At 43.8% G+C, this 25,236-nt stretch carries 20 protein-coding genes; 4 read left to right on the forward strand and 16 right to left on the reverse strand.

Annotated elements, in window-relative coordinates; translation table 11 throughout:
* Window positions 1-15: 15 nt before the first annotated feature.
* The 8 genes from hslU to NXZ84_RS06945 form a co-directional block, all read right to left on the reverse strand.
* Window positions 16-1,425 carry an ATP-dependent protease ATPase subunit HslU gene (hslU, locus tag NXZ84_RS06910; protein WP_258840357.1) on the reverse strand — a complete coding sequence of 470 codons (1,410 nt, stop codon included), beginning with the start codon at window positions 1,423-1,425 and terminating at the stop codon, window positions 16-18.
* A 10-nt stretch (window positions 1,426-1,435) separates the two neighbouring features.
* Window positions 1,436-1,975, reverse strand: coding sequence for an ATP-dependent protease subunit HslV (gene hslV, locus NXZ84_RS06915; protein WP_258839536.1), 540 nt, complete (start codon window positions 1,973-1,975; stop codon window positions 1,436-1,438).
* Window positions 1,976-2,036: 61 nt separating this feature from the next.
* Window positions 2,037-4,109, reverse strand: coding sequence for a type I DNA topoisomerase (topA, locus tag NXZ84_RS06920; RefSeq protein WP_258839537.1), 2,073 nt, complete (start codon window positions 4,107-4,109; stop codon window positions 2,037-2,039).
* Between the two features lie 199 nt (window positions 4,110-4,308).
* Complete coding sequence (dprA, locus tag NXZ84_RS06925; RefSeq protein ID WP_258839538.1) at window positions 4,309-5,406, reverse strand: DNA-processing protein DprA; 1,098 nt, start codon at window positions 5,404-5,406, stop codon at window positions 4,309-4,311.
* A 74-nt stretch (window positions 5,407-5,480) separates the two neighbouring features.
* A complete protein-coding gene (gene sucD / locus NXZ84_RS06930) occupies window positions 5,481-6,386 on the reverse strand; it encodes a succinate--CoA ligase subunit alpha (protein ID WP_258839539.1) in 906 nt (301 codons plus the stop codon).
* A gap of 19 nt (window positions 6,387-6,405) precedes the next feature.
* The gene (gene sucC, locus NXZ84_RS06935; protein ID WP_258839540.1) at window positions 6,406-7,566 is read right to left on the reverse strand and encodes an ADP-forming succinate--CoA ligase subunit beta; all 1,161 of its coding nucleotides are present in this window, start codon (window positions 7,564-7,566) and stop codon (window positions 6,406-6,408) included.
* A gap of 95 nt (window positions 7,567-7,661) precedes the next feature.
* Window positions 7,662-8,765, reverse strand: coding sequence for a hypothetical protein (locus NXZ84_RS06940; RefSeq protein WP_258839541.1), 1,104 nt, complete (start codon window positions 8,763-8,765; stop codon window positions 7,662-7,664).
* 74 nt (window positions 8,766-8,839) lie between these two features.
* Complete coding sequence (locus NXZ84_RS06945) at window positions 8,840-8,971, reverse strand: hypothetical protein (protein WP_258839542.1); 132 nt, start codon at window positions 8,969-8,971, stop codon at window positions 8,840-8,842.
* A gap of 212 nt (window positions 8,972-9,183) precedes the next feature.
* Between NXZ84_RS06945 and NXZ84_RS06950 the strand changes: the two genes are divergently transcribed.
* From NXZ84_RS06950 to NXZ84_RS06960, 3 genes are all read left to right on the forward strand, one after another.
* Window positions 9,184-9,654 (forward strand): cupredoxin domain-containing protein, encoded by a 471-nt coding sequence (locus NXZ84_RS06950; protein WP_258839543.1) that lies wholly within the window; start codon window positions 9,184-9,186, stop codon window positions 9,652-9,654.
* 137 nt (window positions 9,655-9,791) lie between these two features.
* Window positions 9,792-10,208: a hypothetical protein gene (locus NXZ84_RS06955; RefSeq protein WP_258839544.1), complete on the forward strand. Its 417-nt coding sequence runs from the start codon at window positions 9,792-9,794 to the stop codon at window positions 10,206-10,208.
* An 82-nt stretch (window positions 10,209-10,290) separates the two neighbouring features.
* A complete protein-coding gene (locus NXZ84_RS06960) occupies window positions 10,291-11,571 on the forward strand; it encodes a glycoside hydrolase family 18 protein (protein ID WP_258839545.1) in 1,281 nt (426 codons plus the stop codon).
* A 47-nt stretch (window positions 11,572-11,618) separates the two neighbouring features.
* Here the strand turns inward: NXZ84_RS06960 and NXZ84_RS06965 are convergent, their stop codons facing one another.
* The 8 genes from NXZ84_RS06965 to NXZ84_RS07000 form a co-directional block, all read right to left on the reverse strand.
* Window positions 11,619-12,263 carry an SDR family oxidoreductase gene (locus NXZ84_RS06965; protein WP_258839546.1) on the reverse strand — a complete coding sequence of 215 codons (645 nt, stop codon included), beginning with the start codon at window positions 12,261-12,263 and terminating at the stop codon, window positions 11,619-11,621.
* Window positions 12,264-12,356: 93 nt separating this feature from the next.
* Window positions 12,357-12,593 carry a hypothetical protein gene (locus tag NXZ84_RS06970; RefSeq protein WP_258839547.1) on the reverse strand — a complete coding sequence of 79 codons (237 nt, stop codon included), beginning with the start codon at window positions 12,591-12,593 and terminating at the stop codon, window positions 12,357-12,359.
* Between the two features lie 128 nt (window positions 12,594-12,721).
* Window positions 12,722-14,443 (reverse strand): esterase/lipase family protein, encoded by a 1,722-nt coding sequence (locus NXZ84_RS06975; protein WP_258839548.1) that lies wholly within the window; start codon window positions 14,441-14,443, stop codon window positions 12,722-12,724.
* Between the two features lie 206 nt (window positions 14,444-14,649).
* Window positions 14,650-17,085, reverse strand: coding sequence for a M4 family metallopeptidase (locus tag NXZ84_RS06980; RefSeq protein ID WP_258839549.1), 2,436 nt, complete (start codon window positions 17,083-17,085; stop codon window positions 14,650-14,652).
* A gap of 354 nt (window positions 17,086-17,439) precedes the next feature.
* Window positions 17,440-21,087, reverse strand: a complete 3,648-nt coding sequence (locus tag NXZ84_RS06985) for a dynamin family protein (RefSeq protein WP_258839550.1) — start codon at window positions 21,085-21,087, stop codon at window positions 17,440-17,442.
* A gap of 41 nt (window positions 21,088-21,128) precedes the next feature.
* Entirely contained in the window at window positions 21,129-22,445 is a 1,317-nt protein-coding gene (locus NXZ84_RS06990) for an anti-phage deoxyguanosine triphosphatase (protein ID WP_258839551.1), read from the reverse strand.
* Between the two features lie 136 nt (window positions 22,446-22,581).
* The gene (trhA, locus tag NXZ84_RS06995) at window positions 22,582-23,235 is read right to left on the reverse strand and encodes a PAQR family membrane homeostasis protein TrhA (protein WP_258839552.1); all 654 of its coding nucleotides are present in this window, start codon (window positions 23,233-23,235) and stop codon (window positions 22,582-22,584) included.
* A gap of 98 nt (window positions 23,236-23,333) precedes the next feature.
* On the reverse strand, window positions 23,334-24,179 hold the full coding sequence (locus NXZ84_RS07000; RefSeq protein WP_258839553.1) for a DegV family protein: 846 nt from the start codon (window positions 24,177-24,179) through the stop codon (window positions 23,334-23,336).
* 202 nt (window positions 24,180-24,381) lie between these two features.
* Between NXZ84_RS07000 and NXZ84_RS07005 the strand changes: the two genes are divergently transcribed.
* Complete coding sequence (locus NXZ84_RS07005; protein WP_258839554.1) at window positions 24,382-25,200, forward strand: DUF1295 domain-containing protein; 819 nt, start codon at window positions 24,382-24,384, stop codon at window positions 25,198-25,200.
* Window positions 25,201-25,236 lie beyond the last annotated feature (36 nt).

The raw sequence follows: 25,236 nt of genomic DNA on the forward strand, positions 1-25,236 counted from the left end.
ATCGATCTCCTTATGTTATAAAATATACTGGCTCAAATCTCGATCTTCCACTACATCAGATAAACGCTCCCTCACATAAGCACGCGTTATCATCACTTCCTCAAGGTGAATCTCTGGTGCTTCAAAAGAGAGCTGCTCCAACAGTCGCTCCATAATAGTGTGTAAGCGACGTGCGCCAATATTTTCAGTAGAATGATTTACTTCTTTCGCTAAATAAGCGAGTTCATTAATCGCTTCCTCATCAAACTGAACCCCGATCCCTTCTGTTGCCAATAAAGCGGTATACTGCTTAATCAGGGCACCTTTCGGTTCAGTCAGAATTCGAATAAAATCTTTTTCCGTCAAACTATTGAGATGGACACGAATAGGAAATCTACCTTGTAGTTCTGGAATCAAGTCGGATGGTTTCGCGGTGTGGAACGCTCCGGCGGCAATAAAGAGGATGTGATCTGTTTTGATTGGCCCGTACTTTGTCATCACTGTGGAACCTTCTACAATGGGAAGGATATCGCGCTGTACTCCTTCACGAGACACATCTGCTCCGCCTACATGGTCTTTGCCTGCAATTTTATCTACCTCATCAATAAAGATCATCCCAGAATCCTCTACCAACCGCATCGCCTCTTGCGTAACCTGATCCATATCGATTAATTTTTGTCCCTCATCCTGTATCAATACTTCACGCGCTTCTTTTACAGTCAAACGACGATTTTTCTTCCGCTTCGGCATTAACTGACCAAACATTTCTTGCATATTCATGCCCATCTGCTCCATGCCTGAGCCAGAAAGCATATCTAACATGGGGACAGATTGGTCCTCTACTTCCACTTCCACGACATCATCTTCTAATTCTCCTGCTAACAACTGCTGACGGATCACACGCCGCCGTTCACGTAACCGCACCTTCTCCCCGTCATCTTCGTTACTATTGCCCTCCGCTTGCCCAGATTGACCAAAAAGCATCTCTAAAGGATTCTTATAGTTGCTCTCTTTCTGCTTAGTCGGAACAAGAATAGAGACGAGCCGTTCATTAGCCAGTTCCTCCGCTTTGCCTTTCACCGCTTCCATCTTGCTTAATTTGACGATCCGAATCGCTGTTTCAATCAAATCACGCACCATTGACTCCACATCCCGACCCACATAACCCACTTCCGTAAATTTGGTTGCCTCTACTTTTACAAAAGGAGCACCCACTATCTTAGCTAAGCGGCGAGCGATCTCTGTTTTTCCCACACCGGTAGGTCCGATCATTAAGATATTCTTCGGCACAACTTCTTCGCGCAACTCTGCCGGCAACAATGTGCGCCGGTAGCGATTGCGTAAGGCGATCGCTACCGCACGCTTCGCTTGGTCCTGACCGATAATATGCTTATCCAGCTCCGCCACAATTTTTTTCGGTGTCCACTCGTCCTTCGCTTTCCTCATTGTGTCCACACTATACCTCCTCAACGATGATATTTTGGTTTGTGAAAACACAAATTTCACTCGCAATTTCCAGGGCGGCACGTGCAATTTCCTTCGCTTCCATCTGTGCAGCATGCCGCTTTAAAGAGCGACCTGCGGCTAATGCAAACGATCCCCCTGAGCCAATCGCCAAAATTCCATCATCAGGTTCAATTACTTCACCCGTTCCTGAAATTAAGAGGAGGTGCTCTTGATTCATCACAATCAACATGGCTTCCAACTTCCGCAGCACTTTATCTGAACGCCATTCTTTTGCTAACTCAACGGCAGCCCGTGGCAAATTGCCGTGATACTCCTCCAACTTTGCTTCAAATTTCTCGAATAATGTCATTGCATCAGCAACTGAGCCCGCAAAACCAGCGATAACTTGACCACGGTACAGGCGTCTCACTTTCTGAGCCCGATTTTTCATCACGATTTGATTCCCCATCGTAACTTGTCCATCTCCGGCAATCGCCCCTTTGCCCTCATGAAAAATAGCAAAAATGGTGGTTGCATGAAAGGAACCCATTTGACATTCCTCCCTCATTTCACTGTACGTATCCTATGGACAAAACGTTTCACGCAATTTTTTATTCTTCGACGCGTTCTTCATAATCGCATGCTATACAGCGAATCGTTGTCTGTTTTTTCGTCCGTTTCTCCACCAATAACTTACCGCATTTGGGACACGGTCTCGGTACAGGCTTATCCCAGGAAAGAAATTCACACTCCGGATACTGATCACATCCGTAGAAAGTCCGGTTCTTTTTGCTTTTTCTCTCTACGATTTCTCCCTTGTGGCAATCAGGACATGTCACTCCTGTCGACTTGACAATCGCTTTTGTATTGCGGCAATCAGGGAAAGATGGGCATGCGAGAAATTTTCCATATCGCCCAAATTTATAAACCATCATGGAACCGCATTTTTCACACTCAACATCGGAAACTTCATCTTCGATCACTACATGGCGCATCTCTTCTTCTGCATGCGTCAAGCGTTTCTCAAATTGATCGTAGAACTGGTCCAAAAGTTGCACCCAGTCCCCCATCCCTTCACTGATATGATCCAAATGCTCTTCCCATGTAGCCGTAAACTCTGCATTTAATATCTCAGGAAAGAATTCTTCCATCAGCTCAATCACGACTTCACCCAATTCCGAGGGGACAAACCGGCGATCTTCCATCTTGATATAACCCCGTCTTTGGATCGTTTCTAGCGTAGGCGCATAGGTACTAGGGCGTCCAATCCCCAACTCTTCCAACGTTTTTACTAAGCGTGCTTCAGAATATCTTGGTGGTGGTTGCGTAAAGTGCTGTGTCGGTTCAATCTCTTTCTTCTTCAGCACCTGGCTTTTCTCTAACGCTGGCAAAAAAGTGTCTTTTTCCTTCTTGCCGCTCTTTTCTCCTTCTACATATACCTTCATAAAACCAGGGAACTTCACTTTAGATCCGTTAGCGCGAAAAATGGCAGTCCCCACCTTAATATCAGCAGAAATCGCATCCATCACTGCAGGACTCATCTGACTTGCCACGAACCGTTCCCAGATTAATTTATAAAGGCGCAGCTGATCCCGCTTTAAATAGGGCTTCATTGACTGTGGATCTCGTGCGACAGAAGTTACCCGAATCGCTTCGTGTGCATCTTGCGCCCCTGCCTTTTTCTGATGTACACGTGGCTGCGCAGGAATAAACGCTTCCCCATAGGTATCAAAAATGTATTGACGCACTTCATCCCGTGCTGTATCAGAGATGCGAGTAGAATCTGTACGCATATACGTAATAAGCCCAACCGTTCCCTCTTTCCCTAACGGAATACCTTCATACAACTGCTGTGCTAACGCCATCGTTTTCCCCGCGCGAAAATTAAGGCGTCGGGCAGCCTCTTGCTGCAAAGAACTAGTAATAAATGGAGGAGCAGGGTTGCGCCTGCGCTCGCTCTTTTTTACCTCCTGAACGATAAAGCGCTTACCTTTAATCGCATCCAGCAGTTGATCTACTTCCTCTTTTGACTTCAATTCTTTTTTCTTCTCGTACCCGTAAAACTTCGCGTCAAACTCTTCGTCTCCACTTTTCAGCGTGGCATTCACATGCCAATATTCATCAGGTTCAAAGTTACGGATCTCATGTTCACGGTCAATAATTAATTTGACTGCGACTGATTGCACTCGACCTGCACTTAATCCCTTTTTCACTTTTTTCCATAGAATAGGACTAATGCCATATCCCACAAGCCGGTCTAACAAGCGTCGCGCTTGCTGTGCGTTCACCAGATCCATATTAATAGAGCGCGGTTGTTTAAACGCATCCCGCACTGCCTGTTTGGTAATTTCATTAAAAACTACCCGACACTCTGCCTCAGGATCCAACTCTAAACTATATGCCAGATGCCAAGCGATTGCTTCCCCCTCACGATCGGGGTCAGCAGCAAGATACACATGTTTTACTTTCTTGCGTGCTTTGCGGAGTTCTTTCAACACATCACCTTTTCCGCGAATGGTGATATATTTTGGATTAAATTCGTTTTCGATATCAATACCCAACTGACTCTTGGGTAAATCCCGCACATGACCCATCGATGCTTTCACTATATATTTTTTCCCTAAATATTTACCGATGGTTTTCGCTTTTGCGGGTGATTCGACAATGACCAGCGCATCCGCCATGCATTGTCCTCCCCTCAATATGAAATCCGTTCTCCATTATTTCCAATTTAGACGATCATGTCAATTATTTTTCTACAATGCATCTCTCTTAAGTTCTTTTTCAATCATTACCGCGTAACCTCTTCTTCATACTCAGCCTATGTATAAGAGAGTAAATCTTTTCTTTCATTTATACTGACCTATCCTGCTAAGATATGCCCTATACCCTCATCACATTAGCACCTGGAAGCTGTTTAATCTTTCCTTTCATCTCTAGTGAAAGTAACAAAGTATGAAGGTTGCTCTCCATCTCTTTATTTTGTTCCAACAACCCTTCTATCGATATGGGCTCACTCTGCAGCTGCTCCAAGAGATGCTGCTCTTCTTCTGTCAACCCCTCTGGCACACCCGCATTAGTATCCCTTTCCGGCTCCATCGGGTAAAGGCAAACGCCTATAAACTCTTCTGTAATGTCTGCTATCGAAGTTAAGCATTTAGCTCCTTGCTGTATGAGACGATTCGTTCCTTGACTAGGTAGAGATGTAATCGGACCTGGGACAGCAAAAACTTCACGGTTTTGTTCTAGACTGTAGTCAGCAGTTATTAAAGACCCACTCCGCTGCGCTGCCTCTACCACGATCGTTCCCCGACTCAATCCACTAATAATCCGATTGCGTTGAGGAAATAAACCAGCCTGCGCAGTCGTCCCCGGTGGCATTTCCGCCACCACCAGTCCTTGCTCAATAATATGATGGTACAATGACTGATGCCGCTTCGGATATATTACATCTACCCCTCCTGCTAACACAGCAATCGTCGCACCTGTCTTCTCCAAGGCTCCTTCATGAGCTGCGCGATCTATCCCATACGCCATTCCGCTGACGACAACCCATCCTTTTTCAACTAAAGATGACGCTAATGAGTGCGTTACCTGTAAACCGTACGGAGTCGGTTTTCTCGTTCCAACCATACCAAGGCAAGGCCGATGAAGCAAGTGTTTATTTCCTTTAACATACAAAATTAATGGGGGATCGGGAATTTCTTTAAGCCAGCGAGGGTATTCCTCATCCATAATCGTAATCGCTTCAATCTTTCGCTTCTTTAATTCCGTCTGTACATGGCGAATAAACGAAGGCGTCCATTTTTGGCGAATGGCTCGTAACGCTTTGCTGGAAATATTTATATCTTCTAAATTTTTTATCTGTTCCAAGGGGCAATCTGTTTCAAATGACCAACCAGCATTCCACAGATACTGTAATGTTTTTCTCCCGACCCCTTGCAATTGATGCATAGCAATCAATCCATCCCGCGCGCGCATGACTTATCCCTCCCCACACCAAAATAGGATAGAAGAGAAGGGAATCAAGCTGATTCCCTTCTCTTCTATCTAATCTATTCCTTTGTTTTACATGCTTCTAACATATTTTTCTCTTCCAATACAGAGATCAGCGTTTCACCAATATCCGCTGGCGTTGGTGCTACTTTTACGCCACAGCTTTCTAATGTTTTGATCTTCTCTGCTGCGGTCCCTTTCCCACCAGAAATGATCGCGCCGGCATGGCCCATGCGTTTTCCAGGAGGAGCAGTTTGACCACCGATAAATCCAACCACAGGTTTGGTCATATTTGCTTTAATCCATTCTGCTGCCTCTTCTTCCGCTGTTCCCCCGATTTCACCGATCATAATAACTGCCTTCGTATCTGCATCATCTTCAAATGCTTTTAAGGTATCGATAAAGTCTGTTCCGTTGACAGGATCTCCACCTATACCGACAGCTGTAGATTGTCCAATTCCACGTGTAGTCAACTGGTGAACCGCTTCGTAAGTAAGCGTTCCGCTACGAGAAACAATACCCACATGTCCAGGGGCATGAATATACCCTGGCATAATTCCGATCTTACATTCGCCTGGAGTGATGACACCTGGGCAGTTAGGACCAATTAAGCGGGTCTTTTTTCCTTCCATGTATCGTTTCACTTTAATCATGTCTTGCACAGGAATACCTTCAGTAATTGCAACGACAATATCTAGTTCAGCATCGACAGCTTCCATAATACTATCGGCTGCAAAAGCGGCTGGCACATACAGGACAGATGCATTAGCCCCTGTCGCCTCAACAGCTTCCTTTACGGTATTAAATACAGGTACGCCTTCAACTTCCGTACCGCCTTTACCTGGAGTCACACCTGCTACCACTTTGGTTCCATAGTCAAGAGCTTGCTTCGTATGGAATAGACCGTTAGCTCCTGTAATACCTTGCGTAATCACTTTAGTATCTTTATTAATGAAAATGCTCACGGGTTTCCCACCTTTCTCCTTATTTCACGAGTGAAACAATTTTTTGTGCTGCGTCTGCCATCGAGTCGGCTGCTTCAATCTTCAAACCAGACTCTTGTAAGATAGCTTTTCCTCTATCTACATTGGTTCCTTCTAGCCGAACCACAAGTGGTTTGTCAAGTCCGATCTGCTTAGCTGCTTCTACCACACCATTGGCAATCACATCACACTTCATGATGCCACCAAAAATGTTGATTAAGATACCTTTTACATTTTCATCAGATAAAATAATTTTAAATGCTTCTGTTACTTTCTCAGTGGTAGCACCGCCCCCTACATCTAGGAAGTTAGCAGGATCTCCACCGTAGTGTTTAATAATATCCATTGTCGCCATCGCTAGACCTGCACCATTTACCATACAGCCAATGTTACCATCGAGCGCAATATAATTAAGGTCATACTTAGAAGCTTCGATCTCCTTCGGATCTTCTTCATCTAAATCGCGCAGTGCCAAAATATCTTTATGGCGGAAAAGAGCATTATCATCAAAATTCAACTTCGCATCAAGCGCCATGACACGGCCATCACCTGTGGTAATCAAAGGATTGATTTCTGCCAGAGATCCGTCTTTTTCGCTAAACGCTTGATAAAGACCCATCATAAATTTAGCTGCTCGATTTACTAATTCGCGTGGGATATTGATGTTATAAGCTAAGCGACGCGCTTGGAATGGAAGTAGCCCTACTGCCGGGTCAATGGACTCTTTAAAGATTTTTTCTGGATTTGATTCCGCTACTTCTTCGATTTCCGTACCGCCCTCTTCAGAAGCCATCATGGTAATCTGACCGGTAGAGCGATCAACTACCATCCCGACGTAATATTCCTTTGCAATATCGCACCCTTCTTCTACCAAAAGGCGTTTCACTTCTTTCCCCTCTGGCCCGGTTTGATGGGTCACCAACACTTTACCAATTAATTCTTCTGCGATTGTCTTCACTTCGTCCAAGCTGCGAGCCAGTTTCACCCCGCCTGCTTTCCCACGTCCACCCGCATGGATTTGTGCTTTTACAACCCACAGTTCTCCGCCTAGTTCTTGCGCGCAAGCTACTGCTTCTTCAGGAGTAAAAGCAACTTTCCCTTTTGGAACATCAACACCATATTGCTTTAACACTTCTTTACCCTGGTACTCATGTACATTCATGGGATCGGCGCATCATAAAATCATGCGCCTCTACACCTCCTTCATACGAATCATCATTGGTCTTACTTTGTACACACATAAAAAAGAGCCTTACCTTAATCAAGGCTAGCATACTCACGATAAAGGCCTGAACATTGATAGGATTTCCCAGCATATTGAAACGCATCCCTAAAAATGTGAAGAGGACGTTCCTGTTCAGCTAGTTGAAAGTATAGCGTAATCTGTGGAGATTGACCAGATACTTGGGCCGATGAGTTCGAACGGCATTCCTCCACTTTGCGCAAAACGCGTAACAAACGATCTTTCTCTTTCGTAGAGCCCAACTTCACCGCTTCTCTTTCTTTATCGGTGCGTTGCTTCGCTACCCACTGAAAAGTAAAGAGCGTACGTACATCATCTGCATTAAAAGAAGGAGTAGGTAGCCACTCTTCTAAAGTAGTGACTAATTTAGCATCCACTTTATAATCCATCCGCTCTGCTCCATAGTGGAAACGTATTGTCGTTTTATCCAACACTTCTATCCGCTCTTCGGCCACAGGATTCCCACTGGATAAATGAATCTGAAAACGAGGAAAAGAAGGCTGATCCACGTTTTTAGTCTCCTCCTTCACAATCGCGGTCTGTAGCCGCTCAAGCAGCCGCTTACTTTCACCCTTAGAAAGTTCTTTTTTTTCACCAATATCCTCTGCTCTAACTTCCATCGTCAGTGATTGAGCCTGCAATACATCCAAAAAGCTTCTTGCTGCAACCTCGCGTAAGTTTTGGTATAGAGAACGTGCCGGCTCGCCCATAAAAAGAGTATGTTCATAAATGACCCCGCTTTGACCCACACGAAAGAGTAATGGCTCTTCATCCTTCAGTCTCACGATGAGAATATAAGGATAGTCGGAAGAAAGATCCGTTTGCTCCACGCTACGTTGATCCTCACTAACCAACAGCTCTTCAATCAAACTTATGTAGGCAGCCCCGTCCAATGGAACTTCCCCACCCGTACGCGTCACCATGTGAACCGATTCCACCATCAAAGCTTGTCCCTCTTCAGGTGAAAGGGTAAGTGAGTCGATTGAAACACTGGTCTTAGGGTTTGTAGGTTCTGTCTTTGGTCGAAAAACAGGGTCCCATTGAACGGTAAACGAAATGATCGATGTCACAATGAGCACGCCAATCAACACCCAAAACATTCGATACCGCTTAAACACCCTATCTCATCCCTTCGCACGTGCAAACCAAAGGGCTGACCTAAAAGCTCAGCCCTTGATTTTTAACACACGGTTTATACGAAAAATTCCAGCACGGTAGCAACGACTGCCATGCCAAAAAATACGGCGAACCATAAAACCGTGAATTTAACCATATCGAGAAAATCATTTTCATGCTCTTTTGTCTTCGTATTATTCACTGCCACTGGTACCCCTCCTCGCTGTCCCATACTCCGTCTATAGACTGCTGTACCTTCTCACGGTTAAGTATAGCATGCTTTGTGGCTCGCGAAAATACCACACCTTTTTGTGTCAAATTGCCTCCACATTCGCACTTACCCACCCCGCTCAGGTATCATTTCTCACTTATTGTAAATAATCGTAAGAAAAGTGGATCTCACTCAAGGAGGTTCTTCCGATGACTACTCGTTCTAAACAATGGCTTTATCTCCTGTTCGCCTTTACCTGTGTATTACTAGGAATGTGTATTCTCCTTCCCATACCGTGGCTCGGCGGTGAAACCGTAATGGAACAGATGACAGAAGAAGCAAGTACGACTTCACTTGACGACCAACAAGAATATCATTTGACAACAGTCGAATATACAACCTATATCGATGAGAAAAAAGTGGAGGTTTATCGCTTTGAACCTGGAACAATCGTCGTCAATCAAGGAGACGAGGTTGTTCTTCGCCTGCACGGCATTCATGGTAAACAGCACGAGTTTACGCTCGAACATTACAACATTGATGGAACAGTCACAAAAGGAAAGGAAACCACTATCTCTTTTACTGCAGACACACCTGGTACCTTTCGATTAACATGCCACACCCACACATCAGCAAACCAAATTCCCATGGTCAGCTATATTACCGTAGTAAAAAAATAGCCACCTCCTTCAATAGCAGGGAACATCCGTTTCCTGCTGCCTTCCATAGTGTAAGAAAAAATGAAATCATCATACATTGACAGAAATAATCTTTTTTTAATACAATTTCAATAAACCAGTTTACTAGGGAGGTTTGTATGAATATACGATTTGGTACAAGTCATCAATATGTATTTATACATGAAAATGTAAAACATTTACTCCTCATATGGGAAAAGGAGACGAAAAAACAGCTATTTATTGTGATTGAAGAAGACCACGATGGCGATCTCACGCTAACACACCCGGGACAACTGTACGAAGAGATGGTACTAGATGACCTCGATTCACTCTTTTTTCAAACTCTTATAACCACTGATAAAGCAATTCAAGCGGTTTTAGGAGCTACTTTCCACTTTGAAGGACATCTTGTTGGTATGTACTATGAACGCAACGTGGATCACCCCACCATCTCCTTTTTCTACATTGAAGATGGAGTATTAATCGATATTCCCGAGCACGAGTATGAACCAGTGGCCCAAGCTTTTCTAAACAAATTCCCTGAATACGCCTAACTTTCTCGTATTTATGTACAGACACTATCTGCTCCATAGCTGAATAGCCTATATAAGAAACTTGCTGACAGGAGGCTCTTTTATGCAGATAGTGGTTGTCCGTCCCGGGGAATCGATCTGGGCGATTGCCAATCGTTTCGGTGTTTCCCCCAATGTGATCATTGACATTAATCAACTAGCAGATTCAACGAGATTGGTACCAGGCCAAGCGCTCGTCATTCCTAACTCGACTGGATATCACATTATTCAATCAGGCGAAAGTATTTGGGCTTTAGCTGGAAGATACGGTGTGACCGTCGATCAACTATTACAAGCTAATCCGGAAATTAATCCGATGCAACTAACCGTAGGCACCCGTATAAAAATACCTTCAGAACCCAAACCCACCATCGAAACGAACGGTTATCTCGAGCCAAAAGGCACTGAGCGAGACGCTAAAATTGTAAAAGAAGATGCATCTGCACTCACTTACTTTAGTCTGTTCAGCTATCAAGTAAAAAAAGATGGTAGCCTTACTCCACCTAAAGATGAAAAAGCCCTAAGCGCCATTCAGGAAACGAACTCAATGCCTATGATGGTGCTCACCAACTTCACCGAAGGTAATTTTTCTCCTGATATTACCCGCTCCATCTTTACCGATAACGAGCGCATCAACAAGTTAATCGACTCTGTCTTAGCCACGATGAAAAGCAAAGGATATGGAGCTCTCAATATTGACTTTGAACGCATTTATCCAGATGACCGTGAACTTTACAATGCCTTTTTACGCAAAATCGCCACGCGAGTTCGTCAAGCTGGCTACTTGATCTCCACCGCACTTGCACCGAAAAAAAGCGCAGAACAAACAGGTCCATGGTATAGTGCACATGACTATGCAGCCCATGGACAAATCGTAGATTTCGTTATTCTAATGACATATGAATGGGGCTGGTCTGGAGGACCTCCCATGGCAGTCTCCCCTCTTCCACAAGTAGAGGAGGTAGTAAAGTATGCACTTTCTGTCATGCCCGCCGATAAAATTATGATGAGCGCCCCCCTCTATGGATATGACTGGACACTCCCTTATAAAAAAGGGGGGGACTTTGCGCCTCTTGTCGATCCACAAGAAGCAATCCAAATCGCCTGGAAACGAGGAGCTGTCATCCAATACGACACCGAAGCGCAAGCGCCTTATTATAACTACTACGATGACGCTGGTAAGAAACATGTCGTATGGTTTGAAGATGCACGCAGTATCCAAGCCAAGTATAAACTGATCAAACAATGGAAGCTGCGTGGTATCAGCTACTGGGTACTAGGAAACGACTTCCCTCAAAGCTGGGCTCTTCTCCAAAGCGAATTTAACATTAAAAAGTTACGCTAAACCACTACACCCCCTAGTCGACCCAGACTAGGGGGTGTAGTGGTTCGTTAAGCTAATTTTGCCAGTGCGGTCTGCACTTCTTCATTTCCAGAAAATAAGTCAAACGAATGGCGGAAAGTACCCGGAGCCTCCAAGGATTCTACTGCCGTCAGGGCCACATCAGCCCGTGGAATCGAATCTGTACGATACTCCAACGAGGGAGCAATCACAATCTTACCCGTACCCTTCTCGTCCGAAAGGCGTCCGGGGCGAAGGATCGTATAATTGATCCCTTTTGTTCGTAAGTGCTTATCGGCCGCCGATTTAGCGCGCAAATAATGCTTCATCGCATCAGAAGTTGCCGCTTCTGGCTGGTCTGCTTTAATAGAGCTAATCATAATAAAGCGATCCACCCCATATTGCTCCGCTAAATCTGCTGCTTTCTTCGCCCCTTCCTGATCAATAGCCGTCGTTTTATCTAAACCGGTATGAGCACCCGAGCCAGCCGTAAAAATGATTGCATCTGCCCCATCAATAGCATGACTAAAATCCTGCTCCAAATCAGCTATTACCGGTGTCGCTCCCAAATTTATAAAAAAAGAGGCCTGTTCTTCTTTACGGATCATCGCCCGTACCTCATGATTTCGTTCAAGTAATGTTCTCACAATCTCTCGACCAATATTCCCATTGGCACCAATTACAGTGATGTTCAAGATCATTCTACCCCTTTCTCTGTGTTTGCTTCACTCCCTTTCGTTTTTCCCTACCCGTATATTGGTTAAACACGTATGCCCTAATGCCCCTTCCTACGGACGTTGTATAAAGTTGGCTTCCCGCACAAGCCTCCTGTGCTTCCTAAGATGTTCCTGGAGTAACATCCACTGAGAAGGGATCGCCTCATAGTGACCTGCCTCCTGCGCGCGTCGCAATTCTTTTTTCAATGGAGCTACATGATTACTAAAATACCAATCACTTTCCTTTATCATCTTCTTTTTTGGGGAACCTTGGGCTTTTGAGGGGGTTTGTTTCTTTTTCTTAGTCATGCTCTTCACCCTTTCTACCTGTGTCTATTAATCATATGCGTCTTCTAAGTAAAAGTTGTCCCCCTCCCCCATCACAAAAGCCCCTCGCATCGCGAGGGGCTTTTGTGATTTAACTATAGAAAACTTTCTTATTTACTCACACCAACAGAACGAACAAGTGTCCGCTTAAACGGTTCACCATTTTTAAGTTTGCCTTCGATGTTAATTGTAACGTTATAAGAGCCAGATTTCTTCTTCGCAGTAAACGTACCATCATAGCTTCCCTGCTTGCGATTTTTCTTCAGCTTTTTTTCTTCTTTCTTCTGTTTAGATTGCTGCTTATTCTGATCAACATCCACAATCTTCATATCTATCTTAATAGAGTCTTGATCAAACTTCTCTGGATTCTTCAATTCTATTTCGACTGGGATATCCCCTTCTCCTTCAGAAGTAGCAATATCAACTGAAGCTGTTTCTTCACCATCAAATGCGACCATCATGAAGTATGCATCATCTGATTTGCTCTTCATCTGCACCTTCCACGCCCCTGCCTCAGGCTTGGCTACCTTAAAGGCCTGAATAGTAGCTTCGTTAAAGAACTCTTTCCCTTCACCGGCAGAATAGACGCTACTCTTCTTGGTATATACTTTACCTGATGGTGAAATCAACTTGATTTTCACCTTATTCTTACTCATCACCTGGAAAACGGCTTCATCAACATCAGATTGAACAGCCACTTCTTCTACTACCGTGGCTTTCTTTTTCAATTCCCCACCTTGTAGATACTGCTCGCCACGTTCTTCCATCCCCGTTGCAGACTCTGAACTCACCTCATTTGCAGACGCCTTGCTGCCTGCCAAGCTCATAACTTTCTTTTCTGCCTTCCATTGCATGGCATTATCAAAAGATACGAGAGAAGCTGGATCATCAACAACGGACTCAATACGAGAAAATACCTTCTTACCTTCCGTGATAGAGTAATGATTTAGATCATCATCAGTAAAGAGATGCTTACCATTCATCAGTTTTGTACTCCACACGTTTACAGCGCCATCATTGGAACCATAGGAGCGTAAGTAAGCTCCTGCCAACCATAGCGAACTTCCAAAGGAACCCCAATCTTTACCTGCTACAGTGAAATACTCATTTTCGTTCACATCTTCATCAACGTCTGTACGCTTACGAAATTGATCCATTTCCGCTGTTTGCAAAGAGTAAGTTCCATCTGACTGCATCCCGATAACATCTGCCAACCAACCTGCATACCAGCTATACGAAAGATTGGCTAAGTGAGAACCTTTATGCGGGGATGCCAAAGTAACGACGTTATCAACATAGTAATCAGCATTATAATGAATTAAAGCAGTCTGCGAATCGATCCCGCCCTTACTGTGAGCAACAATATTTACTTTTTTTCCATAAAAATCAGAGATCTGTTGCAATTGCTCTGCAAGAATGCGTCCATTATCCCATTGAGCCGCAGCATACTTATCGCCTGCAGCATCATACAACTGTACAAAGGCTGTTTGGTAACCCTCTTCCCGCGCCACATCATACATATTCCCTGAACCTTCTAACCAAGTAGTGGCGTTCGATCCCAATCCTTGAACAAAAACGATTGGCGATTTCTTTTCATCCACATTATTTGGTGACTCTCCTACGTACCACGTTCCTGGAATTAATCCTGTCTCCGTTTTATTTTCCCAAGAAGCAATCTCATCTGCTGACAAAACGTTCCCTTTTTCAACCAATTGCTCTAACAGTGAAAAGTCGATCTTGTCGCTCCCTTTACCTGCCCATGCTACCGGGGATGGAAGCGCTACCACAAATAAAATTACCAAAGCTAGCAGCAGACGTGACGCCTGTCTCAAAACGACCCACTCCTTTAAACATAATCGCAAAGTTTGTTAGTACAAACTCTATTATATTAGATATTTTATAAAAATACTAGAGTATTTTTTGACATAACACAAAAAATTGCAAGTTAACATCAGCTGCATAAAAAGCCATCCGTATATATCTTTTATACGGATGGCTTTTCTCTCTCTCTAGATCGATATAATGTTTGGTCCCTATTCTAGCGAACAGGAGTCTTGGATTCAGATTTACTGCTACTTACCAATTGTTTGCTTGCATAGTATGCTACTTGATCAATATCATAGCCATATTTCGTAACAGAGGAATCTGTAACAAGATTAGCCGTGATCTTATCTGAGTCCACAATAGCCCAGAAGCCTTCTTTCTCTCCATCATGTGTCTCGATCACTTTACCTGAACCATCCAAGATCTTCACCACATCATAACGAGCTTCAGTATCAAATTTGCTAAAATGTAAAGCTACTTTTTGTGCCCCTGCCTTACTGTAGCTCACCTTCGTGTTGCTGTTATTGGCGTATGGGTGAGGGCTGGAAAAACTTTTTTCTTCATAGTACCATTGCGCACTCTCTTCTGACGAAGACCCAGGGTAAGTCGCCCTCAATTCGTAAGACTGTGAAGACTTCGCGCCATTATACCCTACAACCAATACATAATACTTCCCTGCTGCTGCATTGCTGTACGAAATCGACTCCGCTGAAGTATTTCCGTTTTCAGATGACTTCAACTCCGTGCCAGATGCGTTGTATAGATATAAATCGTAGTCTGCTGGTAAATTGCCCAGGTCAATACTTATGGTTCCTTTCCCACCTGTGGTAAAGGAGAACCAATCTTGATCAGTACTGCTCCCGATCTGTGCCTTATACGTTTTCCCTGAAGTAATCGGACCATAAGCGGTCGCTAGCGTGTTATTCGCTTCATACGCATCGCCTTCGCTCTGATTATCATCTCCACCCGCAAACTGAGAGCCCAATCCTACAGCTGCCCAGGCATTGGTTAGTGCAATTGTTTCTTGTGCAGACGCACCGTACAGATCTGTCGATGCTTGAATGGTCGCATTGCGTGCGTCCATAAATTCAGAGCTGGAGGTAAGATATTGTGTTAAGGCACGATACCATACTTTCCCTGCTTCATCCCGTGTCACTCCAGAGGAGGTAACAAAATTGTAAAATGCTTTATTTGGAATGCTAGAGTTGATATGCACCCCACCCCAATCGCCTGCTCTGGTATTAGGGAGATTCCGATAGTCATTCATATGTGACGGATAACCATTACTTTCCGGATTCGACATCGAGCGCAAACCATCATTCGCAATGTTTGGTGTCCACACATCTTCACCAACTAACCACCGTTCGTCGCTCTTATTCTCAATCAAGTTCCCCAACACATCGGACCATGATTCATTCAGCGCGCCGGATTGGTTTTGATAAATGAGCCCTGCCGTTCTCTCTGTCACTGCATGTGTAATCTCATGACCTACTACATCAAGTGCACCGGACAAATCTTTTGACTGAGAGCCGTCCCCATCACAATAAGCCATTTGGGTTCCATCCCAAAACGCATTATTCGGACAAGCTTCCGAGCTGTAATAGTGAACGGTTGAAATCAGACTTCCACCATTACCGTCGAACGAGTTGCGTCCATGCTTTTGATAATAATAGTCGTATACCTTACCTGCATAGTTATGAGCATCTACCGCCGCTCCATCGGTCCAATAATTGTCACTGTCCGTAACATAGGAGCCAGGTAGATTAGAACCTTGATTAGCGGTATACGTCTTGATCACACCATTGTTGGAACTGTACATCGGTTTGGTCGTATCATAGAGATAATAAGTGCCGGAAGAACTATACGTATTTAGTGATTTGCGATCACCGTTAACACCTACGCCCGTACCTGTCTCAGCCGCGTGATTGCTTTTATTCACTTGATGAATCACATCGAGCGTACGTGCACTTACCACCACATCATAATACCCAGGGTTTTTTCCTTCTAACGTCGATAAGGTTACGATGTAAGCAAGGTGATACTTACCCTTATCATCCTGATAAATCACCTTATCCGACTTTTCGATCGAAAACTTTGTCTTTTTCTCGAAGCCAATCGTCTTTTTCGCTTTCGCTATTGCCTCTTTTGCAGAAAACTTCGCTTTTGTCTTCGGTTTTTTCTCTTTTACCTCGGGATCAAATTTACCAATAATGGAGGATGCTTTCCCCTCCTTGTCTGCGTGAATGATCAACTCTCGCCCGTAGACTGGCACTCCTTTATACTGCTGCTGGTACTTGTACTTTGAAAACCCGAGATCATCTTTTGATTCTTCCAACAATTTAAGTTCAGAAGATGCTGAATCCATTAGATAGAGCTCTTTATTTTCTTCCATTACCTCAAGAGCATCTTCTTTATTTTTAAGTTTTTCTGAGGAAATTTTACCTTTTACATAAGAAGGCACCTTTGTTTCTTCATCCCACGAAACTTTTTCTTTTCCTTTAGAATTTACTGATATTTTGGATAGTTTTTCAAGTTGTTTCCCCTGCTTCGCCTTTTCTCCCTCTTGCGCCAACGCAGCCGGAGAGAGTGATGTCAGGATCACACTAGTGGCCACCACAGAATAGGCGATCTTTTTCCACTGGATATTCATTCATCTATCACTACCTTTCTCTTCTTTCGAAAATAGATCAAAAACGAAGGGAACACACTAAAAATATTAATCCCCAGTGTTCCTATGTAAATACTTCGTTTCTGTCTGTTAATTTATATTAATCTTTAAATATGAGATTGTCAATAAAAAATATAAATTTTATTGATTATTTTTTCGTTTTTTAATCTATATTTTTGAAGAAAGCGCATACACTCCTCAGTCATCTAAAATTTATCCCTTACTATTTTTCATAACTTGTTATAAATCTCCACTGTTATCTAAATCTGAATTTTTAGTTGATAGAAAAAGCCCCCCAACAATTCTACTTATGCTGGGGGGCAAATCGATAATCCTTTATGACATGCTAGAAAGCAATGAAGCGATCTCATCTGCACATTCTTCATACTGATGTGCATCAATATACCCAGACAAACTCTCCTCCACACTTGCATAAAAGTGATCCGTGTTTTCCCATTGCTCTTCTTTCATCACTTGAACGGCCTGCCTCCACTGTTGCTCATAATGGCTGTAACAACGGCTTTGTTCTTCTCTAATCACTGTGGCAAGAACTAACTTCCACTGAACCGCCATCTGTTCCATCATCACCATCTTCCCACCCTGTTCAAAAAAGTGCTTACTATTTTTAAATAAACCTAATGCTTTTTTAAACGATGTCGGTGTGAGATTCATAAGGGGAGATGCGATCTCCCACTCTGCAAAAGTCCATTCTGTTCGTATCTGTTGCGGTGGACGCCATTCTTTTGTCAGCGCTACACTTCCCAACATCATTCGTTCACCGTGGATCACACATTGCTCCCGCAACCATTTCTCTAAACGAAGGCTAGTTGCTTGCAACTCCTGCACAACATCACGACGGATAAAATCAATCAAGTCCATCGTACAGCGATAGAGTACCTTTTTACTGTTGCTTTCACCCTTGCGTAAAGTCGAAGGGTGGAAAATCTCTGTAAACGCGTCGCGGTAGCGCAACATCACTCGTTGTTCTACGTAGTAAAACAACTCCTCTATCTCTTGTTTTAGTGCATGCTCTTCTGCCTCTGCACGGTAATTGTTCAAGTATGCCTCTATCTTAGCTCGTTCGCTTACAAGCTGCTCCATCTTTTCGTCTCGTTCTTCCGTCAGACTGTGCGCAGTTGCCGCCTGTTGTCGAACGATTTGCTCGGCCCGACGCGCCTCTTCTTTCATACTGGTAATCGCCACCTGCATCAAATCATCGCGGAAAAAGGAACGAAACGCACGTACAAAAGCTTCCATTCCTGAAGCAGCACGCTCCTTCTCCAGGTGACTGCGAGCATACAAGCTTGAAATCGGAAAAAGTCGAGGAAAGCGAATCCCGTACTCTTGAAGTTGTTCTTGTAAATACATCAGTACAGCGTCCTGTTCTTCTGTCGATGTAGCTAAATCTGCTGCATTCATCAGGAAAAACATCTTATCCATGGCAAAAGTATCTTTTACTCTCCCTAACTGCAAGAGAAATTCCCGATCTGCACGAGAGAAAGCGTGATTGTAATACATTACAAAGAGCAACGCATCTGCCTCTTTCAAATAACGAAACGCTACGTCTGTATGACGGGCATGCACAGAATCTGCCCCAGGTGTATCGACCAACATAATCCCCTGTCGCGTTAATTCACAATCAAAATAGACCTCTACCTCTTGTACGAAACATGCTGTCTCTTCCTCGGCAACATAGGGTGAAAACGTACGAACATGAGCGCTTTCCCAATCGCCCAATCTAGCTTTCATCGTGGGATAACCGCGATAAAGTGCTTGTAAAAAGGGGAGAAGGAGCTTTTCGTTACTGCTCTTTCCTTCCCGCTCTGCCGTCAACACCCTTAGCATATCTACTAGTTCCCCTTGTGGCTGGCTGTCCGGGAAGATTAAATGCCAAATTCGTTCTATTTCCGCTTGTAGTTGTTCTTCTGACTTAAGGCGAATACGCACATGTTGATGTGGAAATTCCGCTGTAGGTGCCACAATACGATTAATCGTTGCCGTCGTCGGATGAGGCGAAACGGGTAACACATCTTCCCCAATCAATGCGTTAGCAAATGATGATTTGCCTGCACTAAACGCTCCAAACAACGCCACTGTCCACTGTTGATTTTCCGCGCGAGCCCGCATCTGAGAAAGAGATGACCGAATTCGCTCCACACTGGAAATCCCGGTCATCACCTTCTCAATCTGCTTTATTCGACGTAATCGATGAGATAGACGATCTTCATCCGACTGATCTACTCCTTGTCTACCTTCCACTAACTGTGGAATCTCCTTCTTTACTTGGGTAGGCATAAACTCCTCAGACAAAATCGAAGAAAGAACTACCTCTCCTTCCTCTTTTGTTACATAGTGATCGATGTCCGGCATATACCCTACTTCTTTCGTTCCTTTAAAAATAGCTTCTAACTGAGAGCGGTACGCTTCTTCTTCCTCTGCTCGATTCACCCATTTTTGTCGCAAAATCAGATCTTCTTCCAGCTTCTTTAATTTTGTCTTCATTTCTGCTATCTGCGAATCCAACCTTTGCATCAATTCAGTCTGAAATTGGTTAAACCACTGTCCCGCCTGCTGGCGATACAGACGTTTTACCATGTTTACCAGATCATCGGTATACTTTAATAGGTACGATCCCGAAAGCGACGCTCCTTCTTTCACGCGCTCACCAACATCACTAGCTGAAAGGGTATGCTCCCACTGCAAAATCACTTCACGGTCGGCCTCTCTATAAATACCATTCTCTTCAAAGAACTGCAAAACATAACGTTTTACATGGAAATCTACTTGCGTCTCCACCGTTTGCATCCACTTCTCATAAAAAGTGAACAACCGCTTTTGTCGCTCGGCTTCCGTTTTACTTCGGCGTCGAATAAAGCCAACCTTAAAATCCGTCAGCATTGTTTCTAAATACTGATGAGCCAGCTCACGAACGTCATATGGCATAAGGTACGTATTTTGCAACAAATCATCGAGCCCTTGATTAAAGCGAACCTCGATATTGGCACGTTCCGCAATATGTTCTGCCAGGCTCTCCCGTAACTCTTGCACGTTCTCATTCAAGGGGGCCAACTCCAAAAGGGGGCGCGTACGCTTAGCCAATTCCTGCCTTTGTTCCTCACGCTCATGCTTGCGCCGCCCTTCTACATGTTGCTCCAACAAATATGCCACTTCTCGCTTAGCCTGCTGGGTCAACATCATGAGGCGTTCCTCCATGCACTGATCCAACAAAACTAATAACTGATCCCATTCATTGTGTATATGATCTGGGTTACGTAATGAAGTATATAAAATCCCTTTCAAATTTAATTCCCATCTCGTCAATGATTGTGTCAAGCCCTCTTGAAAGCGCACAAAGGAAAGTTCACTTTCCTGATGCTTATCTATTTGATTTACCACTAAATAAACATGCTTTCCTCTTTGGGTTACATTTTTTAAAAATTGCAGGTTGGTTTCCGACTGCACATGATTGTAATCCACAACATAAAACACAATATCGGCCAAGTGAAGAGCTGCTTCTGTTGCCGATTGATGACGATCATCAGTTGAATCAATCCCTGGTGTATCTAAAAGAACTACCCCTTCAGGTAACCTGTTTGCTTCTTGCATCACATCAATGGCAATCACTTCATCGCCGTTTTTACACAACTGCTTCAACTGTTTATCTGTATAGGTTCCCCGGTACACTTGTTTCTCGCCTTGGCGTGTATGAAGAATGACTTGGGCAGGTCCTTTTTGTATCCGCACCACATTGGCACTAGTAGGAATAGGACTAGTAGGAAGAAGTTCTTCGCCCAGCACATGATTTAGCAACGTCGATTTTCCTGCTGAGAAATGTCCGCAAAATCCGATCATCAATTCTTGACGATGCACTTTACGCAATAGATCTAACATCTTGTGTGCGTATTCGTGATCTCCTCGTGCTTTCATCTGTTCATAAAAATAGGAAATCCGCTCCAATAATGCTTCCTGCTCTATTTCAATCATGAATCGTGTTCTCCTTCTCTTCTTCAGTTGCCTCAGTAAACCTAATATGACACCTTCCCTGTTCCATACAAACTATCGTACACCTTGAGAGCATAGGGATCCGTCATCCCTGCAATATAGTCACACACTACACGTGCATGAAAAGCTTCATCCTCGTTATGCTCTGTAATCCGTCGCCGATCAGGTACAGGTAATAAGCGTTTATCGTTCATCATCGCTTCAAAAATTAGACGTACCACTCGGTCCGCTTTCCATGCTAATACACGTACCGGTGTAGACTGAATGACACGCTCGTGCACAATCTGCTTTAAATGTTGATTCAACTTTTTTAATTCAGGAGGGAGTACAGCCTGAAAGCGTAGGCGCTTTGAAAAGATCTCCTCTCCCATTTTTTCAACGGTAATATGATTAACAAATACAGAGATCAGCAAAGCAAACACCTGCTTTAATTGGTGAAGAAATGAATCTTGTCCGTATTTTAGTTGTTGAGCCAATCGCAAAGCATCTTTAATCTCAGCATAAGAATGAGCCCACGGCTCTTGTGACAAGATCTCACATAGTTCATGTAAATCAACCAGCTTAAGGTTAACAGCATCTTCTAAGTCATGGGTAGAATATGCAATATCATCTGCAAGCTCAATAATGGAACACTCAAATGGTTTCCGCACTGTACGCCGATACCCATCTTCCCAAGACATGGTCTCCATCAAGAAGCGCTTCTCCTGTTTTGTGAAGGGAGAAAGTGCCCAACTATAAGCTTCGTGATCATTACCATAAGCACTTGTCTTCGGAGGATGGCTCGCCTGAGAGTTAATTTTTTTCCCCCTTGCCTCTTCGTACAAGATTGGATATTTCATAACAGCAAGTAATAATCCCCTCGTCAAGTTAAGCCCCTCACCTTTTTTCCCTTCAAGGCGAGTGAGAATACGAAACGTTTGTGCATTCCCTTCAAATCCACCGTAATGTGCCATCGCACGGTTAAGAGATTGCTCCCCCTCATGCCCGAATGGGGGATGACCAAGATCATGTGCCAGTCCGGCCGCCTCCACCAAGGATATATCGATTTTCTCTCCCTCAGGCAACTCCGTTGCCGTTCGATTTAGAAAGAGTGCAATTCCACGTGCAATCTGCGCCACTTCCATCGAATGAGTAAGACGGGTACGGTGCAAATCACCTGCATCAGTCCCAATAACTTGTTTTTTTGCTTGCAATCGACGAAAAGCGAAGCTATGAATAATGCGGCCATAATCACGCTCAAAAGCATCCCGCACTTCCAAAGGGGAGCGCGTCCCCTCTTCATATCGTCTATGACGATCTTCATTCCGATAAAACGGATTTCGTTCATCCTTTAATAACAATTGATTCCCTCCTTACTCATTGCACTCGTCATGATTTCTCCTTATTTGATCATATCTTACCTCAATATAGCATGACAACTAACCGCCCTAATTGAAATAACAAAAAAGGAGACCAGCATATGGTCTCCTTTCCCCTCTATAATCCAAGTGGCAAAATATAGCCTACCATCATAGCAAAATGAAAGCCCGTACCCGCCATAATAAATAGGTGGAAGATCTCATGAAAACCGAAGCGGTTTGGAAAAAAATCGAGCCACTTCGTTGCATAGATAATGGCTCCTACCGTATAAGCAACGCCGCCTGCAAACATGAGTATAATCGCTCCCATAGGCAAGGAATGAATCAATTGTACAAAAGGAACAACGGCAATCCAGCCAAGAGTCAAATAGAAAGCCGTCGTAATATAACGCGGTGCGTGTACAAACCAGATTTTCAAGATCATCCCTACCACAGCCAATACCCATACTGCTGTCAGCATCGTCCATCTCCAACCACCCTCTAATCCGTGGTAAAAGACCGGGGTGTAGGAACCTGCGATAAGAAGGTAGATCGCAATGTGATCTAGCTTGCGCAAAAACTTCTCTTTTTCTGGAGTTGTCCGCACCCAATGATATAAGGAGCTTGCTCCATACAGTAAGATAATGCTAACACCATAGATTGTCATCGTAATCAGGGTGGATACATTTTCTCTACTCAGGAGAATGAGGAACACTAAGCCCACAATTCCCGCCAGAAAAGTGATGAAATGGGTTAATGTGTTTACAGGCTCTTTCATTCGTAAAAATTTCATCTTTTCAGCCTCACTTCTATCTTCTTTGCTCTATCATATCACAATTCACACCGTCACTTCCTCACTCGCCTAAACAAAGAATCTCTCTATATCATTTCCTACTCTATTCTCCAAACCAACACCATACTCCCTTTACCACCATGGACTCCAATCGTGCTACTTAACGGGCCAACCAGCACATCAACGTCTCTGTATGCTTTTTTGATGCGCTCTTTTAACGCTTCCGCTTCTTCTATAACATCCGCATGTAAGATTTGGATGCTCTGTATAACATGAATCTTACTTGCCTCCTCCAACTGCGTTAATATCGCAGCAAGCGCTCTTCTTTTGGTGCGAAACTTGCCGAAGATATGGACTGCTCCTTCTTTGATCTGCAGGATGGGATGAATTTGCAAAAGCGTTCCCACTAAACGTTGAATTCCATTGATCCTCCCGCCCTTGTATAATTGCTGTAAATCCCCTACAAGAATATAGTTACTCACTTTTTTATGCTCTGTCCGCAATATTTTTGCGATCTGGGCCTGTTCTAACCCCTCCTCTGCCAACATCATTCCTTTCATTATCATGTGCGCCATCGGATAAGATAACAAGCGTGAATCGACTACTTCCACCGGAAAATCGACCATCGACGCGGCGATACCACTTGTGGAACAAGTTCCACTAAGGTCACTGGACAGATGAACAGCGATCGCCCCATCATACTCCTTTTTCAACTCTTCATATACATTCATAAACGTTGCCAACGGGGGCTGTGACGTCGTCGGACACTTTTCTGATTTATCTATTTTATCGTATAATTCAGATGGAGTAAGATCAATACCATCCTTATATATCTGCCCATGAAAAATAATTGACAATGGCACCACATATACATCTGCGTGCGTTTGTAACGAGTTTGGAAGATAAATCGAGCTATCCGTCACCCATGCAATCTTTTTTTTCATTTCAACTTCTCTCCCTCTAGGAACGCTTCTTCTCTCATGGCAATGATCATGTGTCTCTGCTCTTTTTTCACTGTATCACTTAATACAAAATTGTACAATATATAAAAATTAGTTGTACAAAACATGTGCAAATAGTATACTAAATACGATCCTATACTCTTTAGTCAACGTAAGGCTCATACATCTAAAGGAGTGAATAACCATGTTTTCTTTCCTACTTGTAGCAACACTATCTGTATTTATGTATATGACACTTTTTTGGCTAGTGGCACAGTGGAAACAAGATCTGTCTATCGTCGACATTGCCTGGGGCGGTGGTTTTGTCGTTATCACCACCTCTTTGCTCTTTCTCCAAGACGAGTATACTTTTCGTCAGCTTCTTATCACTACCTTGGTCACTCTCTGGGGTGTGCGTTTAATGAACTATTTGTATCGCCGCAATCGAGGAGCAGGAGAAGATTACCGCTATACCGCTATGCGCAAGCGCTGGTTAGCCAAAGGAAAAAGTGTCGCGTTGACTAGCTATATTCGAGTCTATCTCCTACAAGGTGTCGTCATGCTCCTTATTGCATATCCCCTTGTAGCCGTTCATGCCTGGGACGACGGCTCATCTTTTGGGATATTAGATGGAATTGGGCTCCTCCTTTGGATCATCGGTTTCCTCTTCGAAGTAATTGGCGATTACCAATTAGAGAAGTTTAAAGAAAAGAAGCATAATAAGGGGAAAGTAATGATGTCAGGTTTATGGAAATACACCCGCCATCCCAACTATTTCGGTGAAGCTACACTTTGGTGGGGAATCTATCTAATTGTCTGCTCCGTTCCTTATGGTTGGACTACTTTTTTTGCCCCTGCTATTCTTCACTTTTCGCTTCTCAAGGTGTCAGGGGTACCACCTCTAGAAAAAAAAGCGATGAAAAAGCCAGCTTATCGTGCTTACTCGAAGCGAACAAACCGCTTTATTCCCTGGTTCCCCAAACAAGAAACCAAGGGTGATTCCTCTAACTCCCTTCATCAGTAAGACGAAGACCGTGCTCACCACTTTTTCTTTTTGTAC

Source organism: Mechercharimyces sp. CAU 1602 (assembly GCF_024753565.1).
In the GTDB taxonomy this organism is placed as follows: Bacteria; Bacillota; Bacilli; order Thermoactinomycetales; family JANTPT01; genus Mechercharimyces.